Annotated in this window: 17 protein-coding genes and 3 tRNA genes; 12 read left to right on the top strand and 8 right to left on the bottom strand. The window is 72.0% G+C overall.

The window, feature by feature from the left end; translation table 11 throughout:
- From N869_RS01545 to N869_RS18355, 4 genes are all read right to left on the bottom strand, one after another.
- On the bottom strand, positions 1-830 hold an 830-nt coding region (locus N869_RS01545; RefSeq protein WP_035056870.1), incomplete at its 3' end, for a Nif3-like dinuclear metal center hexameric protein.
- A gap of 47 nt (positions 831-877) precedes the next feature.
- Positions 878-951: transfer RNA gene (locus tag N869_RS01540), tRNA-Val, on the bottom strand.
- 62 nt (positions 952-1,013) lie between these two features.
- Positions 1,014-1,496 carry a peroxiredoxin gene (locus N869_RS01535; protein WP_052104837.1) on the bottom strand — a complete coding sequence of 161 codons (483 nt, stop codon included), beginning with the start codon at positions 1,494-1,496 and terminating at the stop codon, positions 1,014-1,016.
- Positions 1,480-1,911, bottom strand: a complete 432-nt coding sequence (locus tag N869_RS18355; protein ID WP_035056834.1) for a DUF3052 domain-containing protein — start codon at positions 1,909-1,911, stop codon at positions 1,480-1,482. The genes N869_RS01535 and N869_RS18355 overlap by 17 nt, the downstream gene beginning before the upstream one ends.
- Before the next feature lie 337 nt (positions 1,912-2,248).
- On the opposite strand from N869_RS18355, the gene aceE reads away from it, so the two are divergent.
- Complete coding sequence (gene aceE / locus N869_RS01525) at positions 2,249-4,987, top strand: pyruvate dehydrogenase (acetyl-transferring), homodimeric type (protein WP_035056864.1); 2,739 nt, start codon at positions 2,249-2,251, stop codon at positions 4,985-4,987.
- Between the two features lie 108 nt (positions 4,988-5,095).
- Here aceE and N869_RS01520 read toward each other — a convergent pair whose 3' ends face one another.
- Complete coding sequence (locus N869_RS01520; RefSeq protein WP_035056832.1) at positions 5,096-5,776, bottom strand: hypothetical protein; 681 nt, start codon at positions 5,774-5,776, stop codon at positions 5,096-5,098.
- Positions 5,777-5,942: 166 nt separating this feature from the next.
- On the opposite strand from N869_RS01520, the gene N869_RS01515 reads away from it, so the two are divergent.
- From N869_RS01515 to N869_RS01495, 5 genes are all read left to right on the top strand, one after another.
- Positions 5,943-7,130: a PucR family transcriptional regulator gene (locus N869_RS01515; protein ID WP_035056830.1), complete on the top strand. Its 1,188-nt coding sequence runs from the start codon at positions 5,943-5,945 to the stop codon at positions 7,128-7,130.
- 115 nt (positions 7,131-7,245) lie between these two features.
- Entirely contained in the window at positions 7,246-8,226 is a 981-nt protein-coding gene (locus N869_RS01510) for an ACP S-malonyltransferase (protein ID WP_084136322.1), read from the top strand.
- On the top strand, positions 8,223-9,227 hold the full coding sequence (locus N869_RS01505) for a beta-ketoacyl-ACP synthase III (protein ID WP_035056827.1): 1,005 nt from the start codon (positions 8,223-8,225) through the stop codon (positions 9,225-9,227). Before N869_RS01510 ends, N869_RS01505 begins: the two co-directional genes overlap by 4 nt.
- 66 nt (positions 9,228-9,293) lie before the next feature.
- Positions 9,294-9,542 (top strand): acyl carrier protein, encoded by a 249-nt coding sequence (locus tag N869_RS01500; protein WP_035056825.1) that lies wholly within the window; start codon positions 9,294-9,296, stop codon positions 9,540-9,542.
- A 75-nt stretch (positions 9,543-9,617) separates the two neighbouring features.
- Positions 9,618-10,859: a beta-ketoacyl-[acyl-carrier-protein] synthase family protein gene (locus tag N869_RS01495; RefSeq protein ID WP_035056824.1), complete on the top strand. Its 1,242-nt coding sequence runs from the start codon at positions 9,618-9,620 to the stop codon at positions 10,857-10,859.
- 40 nt (positions 10,860-10,899) lie between these two features.
- Here the strand turns inward: N869_RS01495 and N869_RS01490 are convergent, their stop codons facing one another.
- Positions 10,900-11,400 (bottom strand): DUF3145 domain-containing protein, encoded by a 501-nt coding sequence (locus N869_RS01490; RefSeq protein ID WP_035056823.1) that lies wholly within the window; start codon positions 11,398-11,400, stop codon positions 10,900-10,902.
- Positions 11,401-11,534: 134 nt separating this feature from the next.
- On the bottom strand, positions 11,535-12,026 hold the full coding sequence (gene def, locus N869_RS01485) for a peptide deformylase (RefSeq protein ID WP_035056820.1): 492 nt from the start codon (positions 12,024-12,026) through the stop codon (positions 11,535-11,537).
- A 107-nt stretch (positions 12,027-12,133) separates the two neighbouring features.
- On the opposite strand from def, the gene N869_RS16330 reads away from it, so the two are divergent.
- The 4 genes from N869_RS16330 to N869_RS01465 all read left to right on the top strand — a co-directional run bounded on the left by N869_RS16330 (position 12,134) and on the right by N869_RS01465 (position 14,793).
- On the top strand, positions 12,134-12,433 hold the full coding sequence (locus N869_RS16330) for a YtxH domain-containing protein (protein WP_052104836.1): 300 nt from the start codon (positions 12,134-12,136) through the stop codon (positions 12,431-12,433).
- 123 nt (positions 12,434-12,556) lie between these two features.
- Positions 12,557-12,751 (top strand): hypothetical protein, encoded by a 195-nt coding sequence (locus N869_RS01475; protein WP_035056818.1) that lies wholly within the window; start codon positions 12,557-12,559, stop codon positions 12,749-12,751.
- A 75-nt stretch (positions 12,752-12,826) separates the two neighbouring features.
- Positions 12,827-14,191, top strand: coding sequence for a GntP family permease (locus tag N869_RS01470; RefSeq protein WP_035056816.1), 1,365 nt, complete (start codon positions 12,827-12,829; stop codon positions 14,189-14,191).
- A gap of 197 nt (positions 14,192-14,388) precedes the next feature.
- Entirely contained in the window at positions 14,389-14,793 is a 405-nt protein-coding gene (locus tag N869_RS01465; RefSeq protein ID WP_156968279.1) for a hypothetical protein, read from the top strand.
- Positions 14,794-14,860: 67 nt separating this feature from the next.
- On the opposite strand, the gene N869_RS01460 is transcribed toward N869_RS01465, so the two are convergent.
- A tRNA-Ile gene (locus tag N869_RS01460) sits at positions 14,861-14,934 on the bottom strand.
- A 66-nt stretch (positions 14,935-15,000) separates the two neighbouring features.
- Here N869_RS01460 and N869_RS01455 point away from each other — a divergent pair.
- Positions 15,001-15,516, top strand: a complete 516-nt coding sequence (locus tag N869_RS01455; RefSeq protein ID WP_035056810.1) for a hypothetical protein — start codon at positions 15,001-15,003, stop codon at positions 15,514-15,516.
- A 70-nt stretch (positions 15,517-15,586) separates the two neighbouring features.
- Positions 15,587-15,659: transfer RNA gene (locus N869_RS01450), tRNA-Asn, on the top strand.
- Positions 15,660-15,688: the final 29 nt, after the last annotated feature.

The raw sequence follows: 15,688 nt of genomic DNA, 5'->3' as shown, positions 1-15,688 counted from the left end.
GCCACACGCACGCCCTGCGGCGTGGGGGGCAGGGTCGCCGCGACCGTCCGGGCGAAGGAACCCAGGGTGGTGCCCGGCGGGGTGCGGCCCACGCGGCCGGTGCCGGTGCCCGACGGGGTGCCCGCGAGCTCCAGGACGTCGAAGGCGGGCTCCTCGTACGGGTGTGCCTCCCGGAGCGCTGCCAGCACCCTCCCGCGGGCCGACCTGGGCAGGACCATCTCGACGCGGTCCTCGGTGACACGCGTCAGCGAGCCCCGTCCGCCGATCGCGGGGCGCGCCCCCTGCCCCGGCACGAAGCTTCCCTCGCCGGTGGTCGTCCACGCGCAGCGGGTGTACTCCCCCAGGCTCCCCGCACCGGCGGAGGCCAGCGCGTCGACCACCTTCTCGGTGCTGTCGGCCGGGACGAAGACCACCACCTTGTCCAACGCCGGGGAGGGCGCCGGGACCAAGGGCTCCAGGTCCGTCAGACCCACGGCCCGCGCCAGGCCCTCGGCGACCCCGTCCGGCGCGGCGTCGGCGTTCGTGTGGGCGGTGTGCAGGGCGCACCCGGCGCGGATCAGCCGGTGGACGAGGGCACCCTTGAAGGTGGTCGCGGCCACCGAGTGCACCGGCCGCAGGAACAACGGGTGGTGGGTGAACAGCAGGTCGGCATCCCACTCCTCGGCCTCGTCGACCGTGGTGGACGTCGGGTCGACCGCCAGGAGGATCCGACGGACCGGCTGGTCGGGATCACCGCACACCGTGCCGACCGCGTCCCACGCCTCGGCGGTGCGCGGTGGGTACAGGCCGTCGAGGACGGCCACGACATCGGCGAGCGTCGGTGTCTGCACGGGTCGCACGCTACCGGGCTGCCAGGCCGGTGCGCTGCGTGACACGGTGGGCCCGGCCGGTCTCGAACCGACGACCTCCGCGGTGTAAACGCGGCGCTCTGACCAACTGAGCTACAGGCCCGTGCCGTCGGGGACACCCGACGCCGGGCGCTCAGCCTACCGGCGCAGGCCGGGGTCGTGCGCCTACAGGGCGGCCAGTGCCGCCCGGTACTCCTCCAGGTCGCGGGCCCTGCCGTGAGGGCTGAGGGTGCGCCAGCGGACGATCCCGTCGGCGTCGAGCAGGAACGAGCCGCGGCGGGCCAGGCCCTGGTCGGCGTCGAACACCCCGTAGGCGTTTGCCGCTCGCCCGTGGGGCCAGAAGTCGGAGAGCAGGTCGAACCCGAATCCCTCGGCCTCGGACCAGGCGCGCAGGGTGAACATCGGGTCGCACGAGATCCCGAGGAGCCGCACGCCGGCGGCCTCGAAGTCCTCGAGGTTGTCGCGCAGCTCCCGCAGCTCTGCGGTGCACACGCCCGAGAACGCGAAGGGGAAGAACACGATCGCCACCGGGGACCCCACCAGACCCGACAGGGCCACAGGTGTGCCGTGGGTGTCGGGCAGCTGCAGGTCGGGGGCCGGCTCGCCCGGCGCAGGCAGGTTGATCGCGGGGTCAGCGCCCTCGGCCACGGGTTCCCAGCCGGGTGGCCGACCAGTCGGCGGCGATGGTCAGGGTGCTGGTCGCGTGCAGGCCCGCGGTCGTCGCGGCCTCCTCGATGTCGCTGTGGCCGACGTGGCCCTGACGACCGGGCTTACGGGTCAGCAGCCACACCGACCCGCCGTCCTCCAGCGCGGTGCGTGCGTCGACGAGGGCGTCGGTGAGATCCCCGTCCTCCTCGCGCCACCAGATCACCACGGCGTCGGTGACGTCGCCGTAGTCCTCGTCGACGAGCTCGGTGCCGGTGATCTTCTCGATCCCGTCACGCAGCTCGTGGTCGACGTCGTCGTCGTAGCCGAACTCCTGGATCACCTGACCGGCCGTGAGTCCCAGACGGTCTGCGCCCGTCGCTCCCTGGCCGCCCGCAGGCCCCGCGGTCGATCCCACTGGTGTTCCGTTCCCTTCGTCGGTCCTGCTGCCGTTCCCCGGCCGGGGACGCACCGCCTGCTCGGGGGCGTGACGGTAGCCCACAGCATCGCGCACCCCTGTGGCAAGCGCCACACCGGTCGGCGGACACGGGGATCCGAGCGCCCGTCGGCGCCCTGGTGTCACCGACGTCACGTCCACGGACCGGATCGGAGCCCGTCCTGGTGTGACTTTCCCCGCCGGATCGGACGAGAATGGTCGGACGACCGAGGCAGCCGGCTGCGACAGCGACCGGCCCCGGTCGAACCGAGCACCGCGGCCGACCGGCCCAGGGTGCGGACGAGAGGTGAGGTTGCTGGTGGCTGCACGTGACACGACGGGCCCGCTGATCAACGGTCTGCTCAGCCAGGTCCCCGACATCGACCCCGAGGAGACCGGTGAGTGGGTCGAGTCGTTCGACGGCCTGGTCGACGAACGGGGCGGGCCGCGCGCACGTTACGTCCTGCTGAACCTCCTCAAGCGGGCACGGGAGCGCAACGTCGCCGTCCCGACGTCGCTGAACACCCCGTACGTCAACACGATCGGGGTGCACGAGGAGCCGTACTTCCCCGGCGACGAGGTCGTCGAGCGGCGGTACCGGAGCTGGTTGCGGTGGAACGCCGCGGTCATGGTCACGCGTGCGCAGCGCCCCGAGGTGAGCGTCGGGGGCCACATCTCCTCCTACGCCTCGGTCGCGACGCTGTACGAGGTCGGGATGAACCACTTCTTCCGCGGCAAGGACCACCCGGGCGGCGGGGACCAGGTGTACTTCCAGGGGCACGCCGCGCCCGGCGTGTACGCGCGGGCGTTCCTCGAGGGCCGCCTGTCCGCCGAGCAGCTGGACGGGTTCCGCCAGGAGGTCTCCGCACCCCAGGGTGGGCTGTCCTCCTACCCGCACCCCCGCCTCATGCCCGACTTCTGGGAGTTCCCCACCGTCTCCATGGGCCTGGGCCCGGCGTCGGCGATCTACCAGGCGTGGACCAACAAGTACACCCACCTGCGCGGCATCAAGGACACCAGCCAGCAGAACGTCTGGGCGTTCCTGGGCGACGGCGAGATGGACGAGCCCGAGAGCCGCGGCATGCTCCAGCACGCCGCGCAGCAGGGCCTGGACAACCTCACGTTCGTGGTCAACTGCAACCTGCAGCGTCTGGACGGGCCCGTCCGCGGCAACGGCAAGATCATCCAGGAGCTCGAGGCGTTCTTCCGGGGTGCCGGCTGGAACGTCATCAAGGTGATCTGGGGGCGTGAGTGGGACCCGCTGCTCAACGCCGACAAGGACCGGGCGCTGGTGAACCTCATGAACACCACGCCCGACGGGGACTTCCAGACCTACCGCGCCGAGGACGGGGCGTTCATCCGCGAGCACTTCTTCGGCCGCGACCCGCGGACCAAGCAGCTCGTCGAGAAGATGACCGACGACGAGATCTGGGCGCTCAAGCGCGGGGGGCACGACTACCGCAAGATCTACGCCGCCTACGCCGCGGCCGTCGCCCACACCGGGCAGCCGACGGTCATCCTGGCGCACACCATCAAGGGCTACGGGCTGGGCAGCAACTTCGCCGGCCGCAACGCCACCCACCAGATGAAGAAGCTGAAGGTCGACGACCTGAAGCTGCTGCGTGACTCGATGCGCATCCCCGTCAGCGACGAGGAGATCGAGGACCCGTACAACGCCCCGTACTACCACCCGGGCCCGGACGCGCCCGAGATCAAGTACCTCCAGGAGCGACGTCGCGCCCTGGGCGGGTTCGTGCCGGAGCGGCGCAACCGTCCGACGTCCGTCACCCTGCCCCAGGACAAGACCTACGACCTGCTCGCCAAGGGTTCGGGACAGCAGCACGTGGCCAGCACCATGGCGTTCGTCCGGCTGCTGAAGGACCTCATCAAGGACAAGGAGTTCGGCCGCCGCATCGTGCCGATCATCCCCGACGAGGCGCGCACGTTCGGGCTGGACTCGATCTTCCCGAGCGCGAAGATCTTCAACACGCTGGGGCAGAACTACCTGGCGGTGGACCGCGAGCTCATGCTCTCGTACAAGGAGTCCGAGTCCGGGCAGATCATGCACACCGGCATCAACGAGGCCGGGTCGGCGGCGGCGTTCCAGGCGGTGGGGACCTCGTACGCCACCCAGGGCGAGCCCCTGGTGCCGTTCTACATCTTCTACTCGATGTTCGGGTTCCAGCGGACCGGGGACCAGTTCTGGGCCGCTGCGGACCAGATGACCCGCGGCTTCATCATCGGCGCCACGGCGGGCCGCACGACGCTGACCGGTGAGGGGCTGCAGCACGCCGACGGGCACTCCCCGATCCTGGCCGCGACCAACCCCGCGGTCGTGCACTACGACCCGGCGTACGGGTACGAGATCCGGCACATCGTGCGTGACGGGCTGAAGCGGATGTACGGCGAGGACGAGCGTGACCAGAACGTCATGTACTACATGACGGTCTACAACGAGCCGATGATCCAGCCCGCCGAGCCCGAGGACGTGGACGTCGAGGGGATCCTGAAGGGCATCCACCGCGTGGCCACCTCCGACGGCGAGGGGCCGCGTGCCCAGATCCTGGCCTCCGGTGTCGGTGTCCCGTGGGCGATGGAGGCCAAGGACCTGCTCGCCCAGGACTGGGGCGTGCAGGCCGACGTGTGGTCGGTCACGAGCTGGAACGAGCTGCGGCGCGACGGCCTGGCCGCCGACGAGCACAACTACCTGTACCCGGAGCAGGAGCCGCGCACCGCGTACCTGACGCAGAAGCTCGCCGACGCCCAGGGTCCGTTCGTCGCCACCAGCGACTACGACCACATGGTCCCCGACCAGATCCGCCCGTGGGTCCCGGGCGAGTACGCGACGCTGGGCGCCGACGGGTTCGGGTTCTCCGACACCCGGCAGGCTGCGCGGCGCCACTTCAAGATCGACGGGCCGTCGACCGTGGTCAAGGTCCTGCAGGTGCTCGCCCGGCGCGGTGAGGTCGACCGCGGGGCGCCGGCCCAGGCGATCGAGAAGTACCGCCTGCACGACGTGCGCGCAGGCGCCTCGGGCATGGCCGGCGGGGACGCCTGACACCAGGCCCACGACGAGGGAAGGCCCTCCACGACGCGAGTCGCGGAGGGCCTTCCCTCGTCCTGCGTCCGGGTGCCGCCGACGCCGCCCCCGGAGCTGCGGCGCCCGTCAGCCGCCCACGTGCTCCTGCGCGGCTGCGACCTTCGGACCCACCTCGGCGCGGATCCTCGCCACCGCGTCCTGATCGGGGTGCATGTCGAGGGACTGCAGGTGGTGCTTGGCCTCGAGGGGACGCTCGGCCTCCAGTGCCGCCAGCACCAGGTGGCGCCCGATCACCGGGGTCTGGTCCTTGACCCGCCAGTGCCCCACACCGAGCCCCAGGGCATCGACGGGCTGGCCGGCCTCCCGCAGCACCGCCAGCCCCTCGACGAGGGCCTGGCCGGACGGGTCGCGCTCAGCCGCGGTACCCAACCTGCGCAGCATGCCCTCGTGGTCGTCGTGCACCGACAACCGGGCGAGCTCGACCAGCGGGTACCAGGCGCGGGGGTGACCCGCGAGCTCCTCCGCCAGCGCCCAGACCGCGAGGTCGGCCGCCCGCTGCCGCTCCACCTCGTCCTGCGGGGCGGTCAACGGGTCGCCGTCCGGGCCGACCTCCGCGGCCCTGCGGCGGACGATCTCGGCGAGGGCCTGGAACGCGCGGACGTCGTTCGGGTCCTCGCCGAGCATGGCGCGCACGGAGTCCTCGTGGATCGTGTCGCGGCGTCGCGCCGATGTCGGGCGTCGCACCCCGACCTTCGAGGCGGACACGGGCCGGCGGATCAGGCGTCGGAGCCGTGGGAGCAGGGCCATGCCACGACGATAGCCGTAGTGCACAAGTCCCACCTGTGCAGGAGCTCATCACCGGCGCGCGGTGAGCGGTCACACGGTGTGACCAGGCTTCCCGAGGCCCGAGATCGTTGTCGCGACTCTACAAGGCGTGCGGTCGGCGCCTGCCTCGTGGCCCTATGCTCGCCTCATGGCAGGGACGGCGACCCGCGACCAGGCGCACACGCTGCGCAGGCTGCACGACGGGAGCGGGCTGCTCTCGGCGGCCGCGATGCGCAAGCTCGACGAGACCCTCCCCTGGTACCGGGCCCTGCCCGCGGAGGACCGTTCCTGGGTGGGCCTGGTCGCGCAGGCCGGGATCTCCAGCTTCATCAGCTGGTTCTCCGACCCGAGCACGCCCCCGCACGGCGCCAGCGAGATCTTCGCCGCCGCCCCGCCGGAGCTCACCAGGTCCATCTCCCTGCAGCACACCCTGCAGCTGGTCCGCGTGATCGTCGAGGTCGTGGAGGACCACAGCGACCGCCTGGCCGCGCCCGGCGGCGAGCGTGACCTGCGCGAGGCCGTGCTGCGCTACTCGCGGGAGGTCGCGTTCTCAGCCGCGGAGGTCTACGCCCGGGCGGCGGAGGTCCGCGGGGCCTGGGACGCGCGCCTGGAGGCACTCGTGGTCGACGCCCTGGTCCGCGGGGACGCCGACGACGCGCTGCGGTCCCGTGTCGGGGCGCTGGGCTGGTCCGGTCACGGCAGCGCGCTGGTGATGGTGGGCACCACCTCCCACCCGCTGGACGACGTCCGCGCTGCCGACCTGCGACGAGCGACCCGGCGCGCCGCTGACGACGCGCTCGTCGGGATCCAGGGCGACCGGCTGGTCGTCGTGCTGGGCGGCGAGCAGGACCTGCGTGCCGCCGCGACGGCGCTGCTACCGCGTTTCGGTCCGGGACCCGTCGTCATCGGGCCCTCCGTGGCGAACCTCGACGAGGCGGGCCGCTCGGCGTCGGCCGCTCTCGCGGGACTCGCCGCAGCGCCGGCATGGCCCACGGCTCCACGCCCGGTGCTCGCCGACGACCTCCTGCCCGAACGCGTCCTGGTCGGTGACGGCGTCGCGCGCCGCACCCTCGTGACCCAGGCGTACGAGCCCCTGCTCGCGGCCGGTGGGGCTCTGCTCGACACACTGTCGGCGCACGTGGAGCACGGACGCTCGCTGGAGGCTGCGGCACGCGTCCTGTACGTGCACCCCAACACGGTGCGGTACCGCCTGCGCAAGGTCGCCGAGGTCACCGGCTGGGACCCCTTGGACGCCCGCGAGGCCTACGTCCTGCAGACGGCGCTGGCACTGGGCCGTCTCGACAGCCCGCGGGACCGCGGTGAGACCGCACGGTGAGCGGCCCCGGGCCGCGACACCCACATCACAGTTGTAGGGATCGGACAACGCACGAGCGCCAGGTTGGTGGACGTCGTGGCCCTGCCGTGGGGTCCGGGTTGGGCAGAGTGGTCAGGTGCTAGCCCTCGTGTGCCCCGGTCAAGGCTCCCAGTCCCCCGGCTTCCTCTCCCCCTGGCTCGATCTGCCCGGCGTGCAGGACCAGCTCGAGGCGCTCTCCGAGGCAGCCGGGATCGACCTCGTCAAGCACGGCACCGTCTCGGACGCGGCCACCATCAAGGACACGGCGGTCGCCCAACCCCTGATCGTCGCGGCATCCCTGGTCACTGCACGGCTGGTGCTGCAGGACCACGCCCCGGCCCAGGTGCTCGACGTGACCGCCGGGCACTCGGTGGGAGAGTTCGCCGCCGCGGCCGTCGCCGGGGTCCTTCAGGACGGTGACGCCGTCGCGCTCGTCACCCGCCGCGCGTCAGCCATGGCCGACGCCGCGGCCCTCGAACCCACGGGCATGAGCGCGGTCGTCGGCGGTGAGACCGCCGAGGTGCTGGAGGCGATCGGCGTCGCAAAGCTGCACGCCGCGAACGTCAACGGCGCGGGTCAGATCGTCGCCGCCGGTGACCTTGAGGGCCTGGCACGTCTGGCGAACGACCCGCCACCACGCGCCCGGGTCGTGCCGCTGGAGGTCGCCGGTGCCTTCCACACCCCTTACATGGCGGGTGCACGTGACGTGTTCGGCCCGCACGCCCGGGGTGCGACGCCCGCCGACCCGGTCGTGCGGCTCCTCTCGGACGCCGACGGCAAGCCCTACCCCGCCCGCGACGGCGCCCCGCACGGTCGCGGCCGTGAGGTGCTGGACCGGCTGACCGAGCAGATCGTGGCACCGGTCCGGTGGGACCTGTGCCAGGCCACCATGGCCGAGATCGGTGTCCGAACCATGATCGAGGTGGCACCGGCTGGTGTCCTCACCGGGCTCGCACGCCGTTCTCTGCGCGAGGTCCGGACGGTCGCGGTCAAGACCCCCGACGACCTGGCCCTCGCCCGCGAGGTCGTGGCCGAGCACGCCCACGCAGCAACCTCCTCCGCGGGGGACCTCGCGTGAGCCCGGCGACGCTGACCCAGGCGCAGGGACCGGCGCACTCCCGCATCCTGGGGCTCGGCGCGGTCCGCGGTGAACACACCGTCACCAACGACGACGTCGCCGGCCCGATCGACTCCTCCGACGAGTGGATCCGTCAACGGACCGGGATCCGCACCCGTCGCCGTGCCGGCGCCGGAACCGACGTCATCGACCTCGCCGAGGCGGCCGGGCGGGCAGCCCTCGACCATGCCGGGCTCACCGGGGCCGACATCGACGCCGTCATCGTCTCGACGGTCACCCACTTCCACCAGACGCCGGCCGCGGCGGCCGTGGTGGCCGAGCGACTGGGCGCTACCCCCGCAGCGGCGTTCGACCTCTCGGCCGCGTGTGCGGGGTACTGCTACGGCATCGGGCAGGCCGACGCCCTCGTCAGGGCTGGCAGCGCACGGCACGTCCTGGTGATCGGCGCAGAGAAGATGAGCGACTTCATCGACCCGGCGGACCGTTCGATCTCGTTCCTGCTGGGCGACGGGGCCGGCGCGGTCGTCGTGGGCCCGTCGGACACCCCGGGAATCGGCCCGACCGTGTGGGGCTCCGAGGGCTCGATGGCGCACGCGATCCGCCAGACGAGCTCCTGGCGGGAGGCGTTCGCCGCCTCAGAGCCGATGCCGACCCTGCGTCAGGAGGGCCAGAGCGTCTTCAAGTGGGCCGTGTGGCAGATGGCACCGGTCGCGCAGAAGGCCATGGCTGCGGCCGGGGTGGAAGCCGGCGACCTCGACGCGTTCATCCCGCACCAGGCGAACATGCGGATCATCGACCAGATGATCAAGCAGCTCAAGCTGCCTGACTCGGTGGTCGTCGCACGCGACATCGCCGACACGGGCAACACCTCTGCGGCGTCCATCCCGCTGGCCACCGAGCGGCTCCTCCGGGAGGGCCAGGTGAGCAGCGGCGGTCTGGCGCTGCAGATCGGATTCGGCGCAGGCCTGGTCTACGCCGCGCAGGTGGTCGTCCTGCCCTGAGCGGGCCACCGACCAGACCCACAACCGTCAGGGCCCGTCCGGGCACCCAACGACAAGGAGAGCAGCATGGCGCACAGCGAGCAGGACATCCTCACCGGCCTGGCCGAGATCGTCGCCGAGGAGACCGGTCTGCCCACCGACTCGGTCACGAGCGAGAAGTCCTTCACCGACGACCTCGACATCGACTCGCTGTCGATGATGACGATCGTCACCCTCGCCGAGGAGAAGTTCGAGGTCCGGATCCCGGACGACGAGGTCAAGAACCTCACGACCGTCGGCGACGCGGTCAGCTTCATCGCCGGCGCGCAGGCCTGACCTGACCGGCCGGCCCCCGGCGCGACCCGGCGGGCCGGCCGCCATCCCGACCACCACACCCTCCCTGGAGGAACGTTGAGCACCGCACGCGACGTCGTCATCACCGGCATGGGCGCCACGACCCCGTTGGGCGGGGACGTCGCGAGCACCTGGGACGCTGCCCTGGCCGGCCGCTCCGGCGCCAGGACCCTGGACAACGACTGGGCCGAGAAGTACGAGATCCCCGTCTCCTTCGCCGCCCAGCTCGCGGTGCGACCCGACGAGGTCCTCCCCCGGCCCGAGATCAAGCGCATGGACCCCTCCGCGCAGTTCGCGATGATCGCCGCGCGGGAGGCGTGGGCGGACGCAGGTGCACCTGAGGTCGAGCCCGAGCGCCTGGGCACCGTGGTGTCCTCGGGGATCGGTGGGATCTGGACGACGCTGGACGCGTGGGACACCCTGCGGGCCAAGGGCGCACGGCGCGTACTGCCCATGACGGTGCCCATGCTCATGCCCAACTCCCCCGCGGCCTACGTCGAGCTCGAGCTCGGCGCCCGCGCCGGGGCCCACGCCCTGGTGTCGGCGTGCGCCTCCGGCGCCGAGGCGATCGGCTACGGGATCGAGATGATCCGCAGCGGCCGCGCCGACGTGGTCGTCGCCGGGGGGACCGAGGCCGCGATCCACCCGATGCCCTTGGCCGCGTTCGCGGCGTCGCGGACGCTCTCGACACGCAACGCCGACCCGGCGGGCGCCTCACGCCCGTACGACGTGGACCGGGACGGCTTCGTCCTGGGCGAGGGCGCCGGGATCGTCGTCCTGGAGAGTGCCGAGCACGCTGCGGCACGTGGCGCGCGCGTCTACGCACGTGCCGCCGGTGTCGGGCTCACAGCGGACGGCTACCACATGACCTCCCCGGAGCCCGAGGGCCGGGGGCAGATCGCGGCCGTGCGTGCCGCGCTCGCCGACAGCCAGGTCGCCGCCGCGGACGTGGTCCACGTCAACGCCCACGCGACGTCGACCGTCGTGGGTGACCTCATCGAGGCCCGGAGCGTACGTGCCGTCCTTGGTGAGCAGGCCGACCACGTGGCGCTGTCAGCGACCAAGTCGATGACCGGCCACCTGCTCGGGGGGGCGGGCGCCGTCGAGACGATCTTCACCGTCCTGGCCCTGCACGAACGCACCGCCCCACCGACGATCAACGTGGACAACCCCGACCCGGAGCTGGTCCTGGACCTGGCGCGCGAGCCCAGGCAGCTGCCTCAGGGGCCGATCGCCGCCGTCAACAACTCCTTCGGGTTCGGCGGGCACAACGTGGCCCTGGTCCTGACCACCCCGTGACGGCGAGCGCCGAGGGGCTGCGGGGCGTCGCGTGCCGACGTCAGCCCACGCGGTGCAGCCACCGGACCGGGGCACCGGCACCGGCGTACCGGAACGGCTCGAGCTCGTCGTCCCACGCCTGGCCGAGCGCGAGGTCGAGCTCACGCCGCATCCGGGCCGGGTCCTGGGCGTGCTCGAGCGCGACCCGGACACGGTCCTCGGGCACCATCGTGTTGCCGTGGACGTCGGTGACGGCGTGGAAGATCCCGAGCTCGGGCGTGTGGCTCCAGCGCGCGCCGTCCGAGCCGTGGCTGGCCTCCTCGGTCACCTCGTAGCGCAGGTGGGTCCAGCCGCGCAGCGCCGACGTCAGGCGCGCGCCCGTGCCCTGGGCCCCCTGCCAGGAGTGCTCGGCCCGGTACATGCCCGGCGCCGCCGGTTGCTCCGTCCAGTCCATGGACAGGCGCACGCCTAGGACGCCCCCCGCGGCCCACTCGATGTGAGGGCACAGGGCGCGAGGCGCTGAGTGCACGAAAAGTACACCGCGGGTGATGGCACCAGCCATGTCGTCCCTCCTGAGGGTTCGAGGTTCGCCTTCCCCAACGACCTCGTCCTCCGACGGACGGTTCAGCACGCGGCGTGCACGCCAAGCATGCCCGACCGACCCCTGTGTGCGCCAGTACCCGGCGCACACGGTCCTCAGGCGAGCTGCTCCCGCATGGCCCGCATCGCCTTCTTGCGGACGGACCGCTCCAGACGGTCCAGGTAGAGCATGCCGTCCAGGTGGTCCACCTCGTGCTGCAGGCAGCGAGCCATGAGCTCGGTGCCCTCGACCACCACCTCCCGCCCGTCGAGGTCCTCCCCCACCACACGCGCGTACCAGGCGCGCTTGGTGGGGAACCACAGTCCAGGGACCGACAGGCACCCCTCGTCCCCGTCCTGGTACTCCTCCTCGGAGACCTCGACCAGACGCGGGTTGAGGACGTACCCGACCTCGTCGTCGATGTTCCACGAGAACGCGCGCAGACCGACACCGATCTGGTTCGCCGCCAGGCCCGCCCGGCCGTCGGTGTCGACGGTCTCCAGGAGGTCCTCGACCAGGGACCGCACGCGGTCGTCGACCTCGGTGATGGGTTCGCACCTGGTGCGCAGCACCGGGTCGCCGACCGTACGGATCTCTCTCATGGCCATGGGGCCATGATTCCACGCCCGACGCGCGCCGGGCGCCCCGCGGACCTAGGCTCGTCGAAGCGGTGAGGAACACACCAGGTCACCCTTTTCGGACGAAGGAGAACACCATGCGCATGAAGGCCGCCTTCCTCCTCGGCGGAGCCGTCGGCTACGTCCTGGGCACGCGTGCCGGGCGACAGCAGTTCGAGAAGATCCGGACCCAGGCCCAGCGGCTGTGGGAGGACCCCCGTGTCCAGGAGGGCATCGCTGACGTCGAGCAGCGGGCGAGCGACCTGGTCAAGGAGAAGGGCCCGGAGATCAAGGAGAAGGTCACCGGCGCGGTGCGCTCCGCCAACGACGCGGTGCGCGGAGGCGACTCCGACGACAGCGAGGCGGCGGGCGGCAAGCCCAACGGAACGACCGCCTGACCCCGACGCCGTCCCAGGGACGGTGCCGCGACGAGGGCCCCGGGCACCCCACGAGGTGACCGGGGCCCTCGCGCGTCCACCACTCGGTGCTCGTGCCCACGTCGTGGCGGGCAGACTGGACCCATGCTCCAGACCTTCACGTTGTCCCTCGGCGGGGTGCTGACCCTGGCCGGGGCGTTGTTCCTGGTCCGCGCCTTCAGGCAGGGCCAGGAGGGGCTCGCCGAGAATGAACGCCGAACGTTCCGGCTGTCGGTGGTGCTGCTCGCTGCCGGTTCGGCGCTGTTCCTGGTGACCACCGTGCTCGCGGAGAACGCCTGACCGTCCCGCCGGGCGGGAGGCGGGACGCCGTGCGACGGTGGTGGAGTCAGCACGCCGCCGACCCCTGGGGAGCGCATGTCGACCGCGATGCTGGCGCTGACGGTCGTGGTGGCCATCGGCGCCCTCTTCCTGCTGATCATGGGCCTGAAGCTGCATGCCTTCGTCGCCCTGCTCACCGTGAGCCTCGCGACCGCGGTCGCCGTGGGGATCCCCCTGGACGAGATCGCCGACGTGGTCGAGGAGGGGATGGGAGGGATCCTCGGTTTCGTGGCGATCATCGTGGGCCTCGGGGCGATGATCGGCCAGGTCCTGCGGGTCACCGGCGGCGCGGAGAGGATCGCCGACGTCCTGCTCGACGCCTTCGGCAAGAAGCGTGTGCCCTGGGCGTTGGGGGTGACCGGGATCGTGGTCGCCCTGCCGGTGTTCTTCGACGTGGGCCTGGTGCTGCTGATCTCCCTGGTCTACGCACTGTCCCAGCGTCTGAAGATGTCGCTGCTGGTGTTCGCGCTGCCGCTGGTGGGCGGACTGTCCGTGGCCAGCAGCCTGCTGCCCCCCACCCCCGCGCCGGTCGCGGCCGCGGGCCTGCTCGACGCCGATCTCGGCTGGGTGATCCTGTTCGGGTTGCCCGCGTCACTGGCGGCGGTGGCGGTCGGGGGCGTACTGTACGGCCGGTTCATCGGCAGCCGCATCGAGGTCCCCGTCCCGCAGGACATGGCCGAGGAGATGCGCGGGGGCACCGGGCAGGACGGTGACGAGCCGGAGCAGGTCCCGTCGTTCGCACTGATCCTCACGATCATCCTCACGCCCCTGGCCCTGATCATGGGCAACACGGTGACCGAGGCCCTGCTGCCGGAGGACCACGGCGCCGTCGCGGCCATGGCTCTCGTGGGGCACCCGATCGTCGCCATGCTGGTCGCGCTGCTCCTGGCGTTCTACGTCCTGGGGATGCGGCACGGGCTGGACCGGGAGCGCCTGCAGTCGGTGGCCTCGTCGGCGCTGACCCCCGTGGGCCTGGTGCTGCTGGTGACCGGTGGCGGCGGGGTGTTCGGCGAGGTCCTCGAGCGTTCGGGGCTGGGGGACGCGCTCGAGGAGGTCCTGCAGGCCACGGCCATCCCCTTCATCGTGCTGGCGTTCCTCGCGGCAGCGGTGATGCGGGTGGCACTGGGGTCGGGCACCGTCGCGACCGTGACGGGCGCGGCGATCGTCGCCCAGGTGGCCGAGGGCCAGGACCTGTCCGCACCGATGCTCGCGGCCGTCGTCGCCGCCGTGGGCGCCGGCGCCACGGTCCTGTCGCACGTCAACGACTCGGGGTTCTGGCTCGTGGGCAAGTTCCTCAACATGGACGAGAAGCAGACCCTCATGACCTGGACCGTCATGCAGACCATCATGGGGGTGACCGCGTTCGTCGTGGTGCTGATCATGAGCGCGTTCCTGACCTGACCAGGCGACCCGGCGCGGTGGGCCAGGTGCGGCGTGGACCCACGAGCGACGGACCCTCTCCCCATCTGTCGGGCGGCTGTGGTGGCGGTGGGCCGTCGGAGGATGTTACGGATGAGTAGGTGGAGCCGGCGGTCGAGCGAACGTCCGGGGCACCAGCACGTCGACCACGGAGAATCCTGGAAGAGGGTGAGCATGCCGTGCTGAGCAAGCAGTCGCGACTCTCGTCCTCGACAGTGGCCTTCTGGGCCGTCATCGGTTCGGCCGGTGTGGTCGGCGCGTGGTTGCTGGCGACCGAACGTCTGCTCGCCGCGGCGGCCGTCCTGGTCTCCGGTGCGGCACTCGGTGCGGTGCTGGCCCTGCTCGGCCGCCCGCAGGGCTCGAGCATCGTGGATCTGTCCAGCAACGGCCTGCGGGCCCGAGGGCGCGCCTCTGCCGCGGTCAGCGCGATCTTCCTCGTCGCCGGCGCCGTCGGATGGTCCTTCTCCGACGCGGCCGTGTGGCGGGTGCTGATCCTTGCCGGTGGCGGCGGCCTCCTTGGATCTGGGGCGACGCTGTGGACGGCACGCCACAACACCGGGAAGGGTGCAGAACCCGCGTCGTAGACGGCACAGGGCGCTCCGACACGGCCTCGACGTCGTGCGGTCAGGCGAACTGATCCGGGGGGCGCGGTGGGCCAGGTGGGGCTTGAACCCACGACCGACGGATTATGAGTCCGCTGCTCTGACCGGCTGAGCTACTGGCCCGCAGTGGTTCAGGGTACCGGGGCCTCCTTCCGGGAGGGGCGCACCGCACCGGGATAGGTTGGGGCGATGGGACTCTTCGGACGTGGACGGCGTGTACCCGACGACGTGCGCTCGGCGCTGCCGACCTCGCGGGGTGACCGGGTACTGGCCGAGGCCGAGCTCGTCGACGGGTGGGCGGTGGCCACCGGCGAGGGCCTGCACGTCCTGGGCACCGTGGAGGACGCCGACGCGGTGGTCAGCCACCCCTGGCACGAGGTCGACGGCGCCCGGCTGGACGCCGAGAGCGGGGAGCTGACGGTCACGTGGGTCGACGGCACGGCGCCCACCACCGTGCGGCTGAAGGACCACCGGGCCCTCACCTTCCCCCGGGTGGTGCGGGACCGGGTGCAGTCGTCGGTCGTGCACCGCGAGGCGGTGCAGGTGGCCGGGACGACGGTGCGGGTGGCGCTGCGTCGAGGACCAGGTGGTGGACTCTTCACGCAGGTGATCGGGCCCGGGACGGTGGACCTGACCGACCCGGTGACGGCCAGCGCCATCGAGGAGGCCGAGTCCCGCGTCCGGGAGGCCGCCGGCCTGGCGTGACTCGGCACGGCCGTGACCGCCACTGGTTCGGACGACGGCCCAGGATCGGGTAGCATTGCGACCCGCACGATCCCTCGTAGCTCAATTGGCAGAGCATCCGACTGTTAATCGGACGGTTACTGGTTCGAGTCCAGTCGAGGGAGCAGAAGCGGAGAAGGGCCCCGAGGATCTC

It is taken from the genome of Cellulomonas bogoriensis 69B4 = DSM 16987, from assembly GCF_000767165.1.
Classification (GTDB): Bacteria; Actinomycetota; Actinomycetes; order Actinomycetales; family Cellulomonadaceae; genus Actinotalea; species Actinotalea bogoriensis.
The sequence above is the reverse complement of the archived record's forward strand: the minus strand, read 5'-3'. Positions and strand labels throughout refer to the sequence as shown.

Excerpts from the sequence above, each read along its gene's own strand:
- N869_RS01520 (WP_035056832.1), bottom strand. The coding sequence starts at position 5,776 with ATGGCCCTGCTCCCACGGCTCCGACGCCTGATCCGCCGGCCCGTGTCC.
- N869_RS01515 (WP_035056830.1), top strand. The coding sequence starts at position 5,943 with ATGGCAGGGACGGCGACCCGCGACCAGGCGCACACGCTGCGCAGGCTG.
- N869_RS01500 (WP_035056825.1), top strand. The coding sequence starts at position 9,294 with ATGGCGCACAGCGAGCAGGACATCCTCACCGGCCTGGCCGAGATCGTC.
- N869_RS01490 (WP_035056823.1), bottom strand. The coding sequence starts at position 11,400 with ATGGCTGGTGCCATCACCCGCGGTGTACTTTTCGTGCACTCAGCGCCT.
- def (WP_035056820.1), bottom strand. The coding sequence starts at position 12,026 with ATGGCCATGAGAGAGATCCGTACGGTCGGCGACCCGGTGCTGCGCACC.
- N869_RS16330 (WP_052104836.1), top strand. The coding sequence starts at position 12,134 with ATGCGCATGAAGGCCGCCTTCCTCCTCGGCGGAGCCGTCGGCTACGTC.
- N869_RS01475 (WP_035056818.1), top strand. The coding sequence starts at position 12,557 with ATGCTCCAGACCTTCACGTTGTCCCTCGGCGGGGTGCTGACCCTGGCC.
- N869_RS01470 (WP_035056816.1), top strand. The coding sequence starts at position 12,827 with ATGTCGACCGCGATGCTGGCGCTGACGGTCGTGGTGGCCATCGGCGCC.
- N869_RS01455 (WP_035056810.1), top strand. The coding sequence starts at position 15,001 with ATGGGACTCTTCGGACGTGGACGGCGTGTACCCGACGACGTGCGCTCG.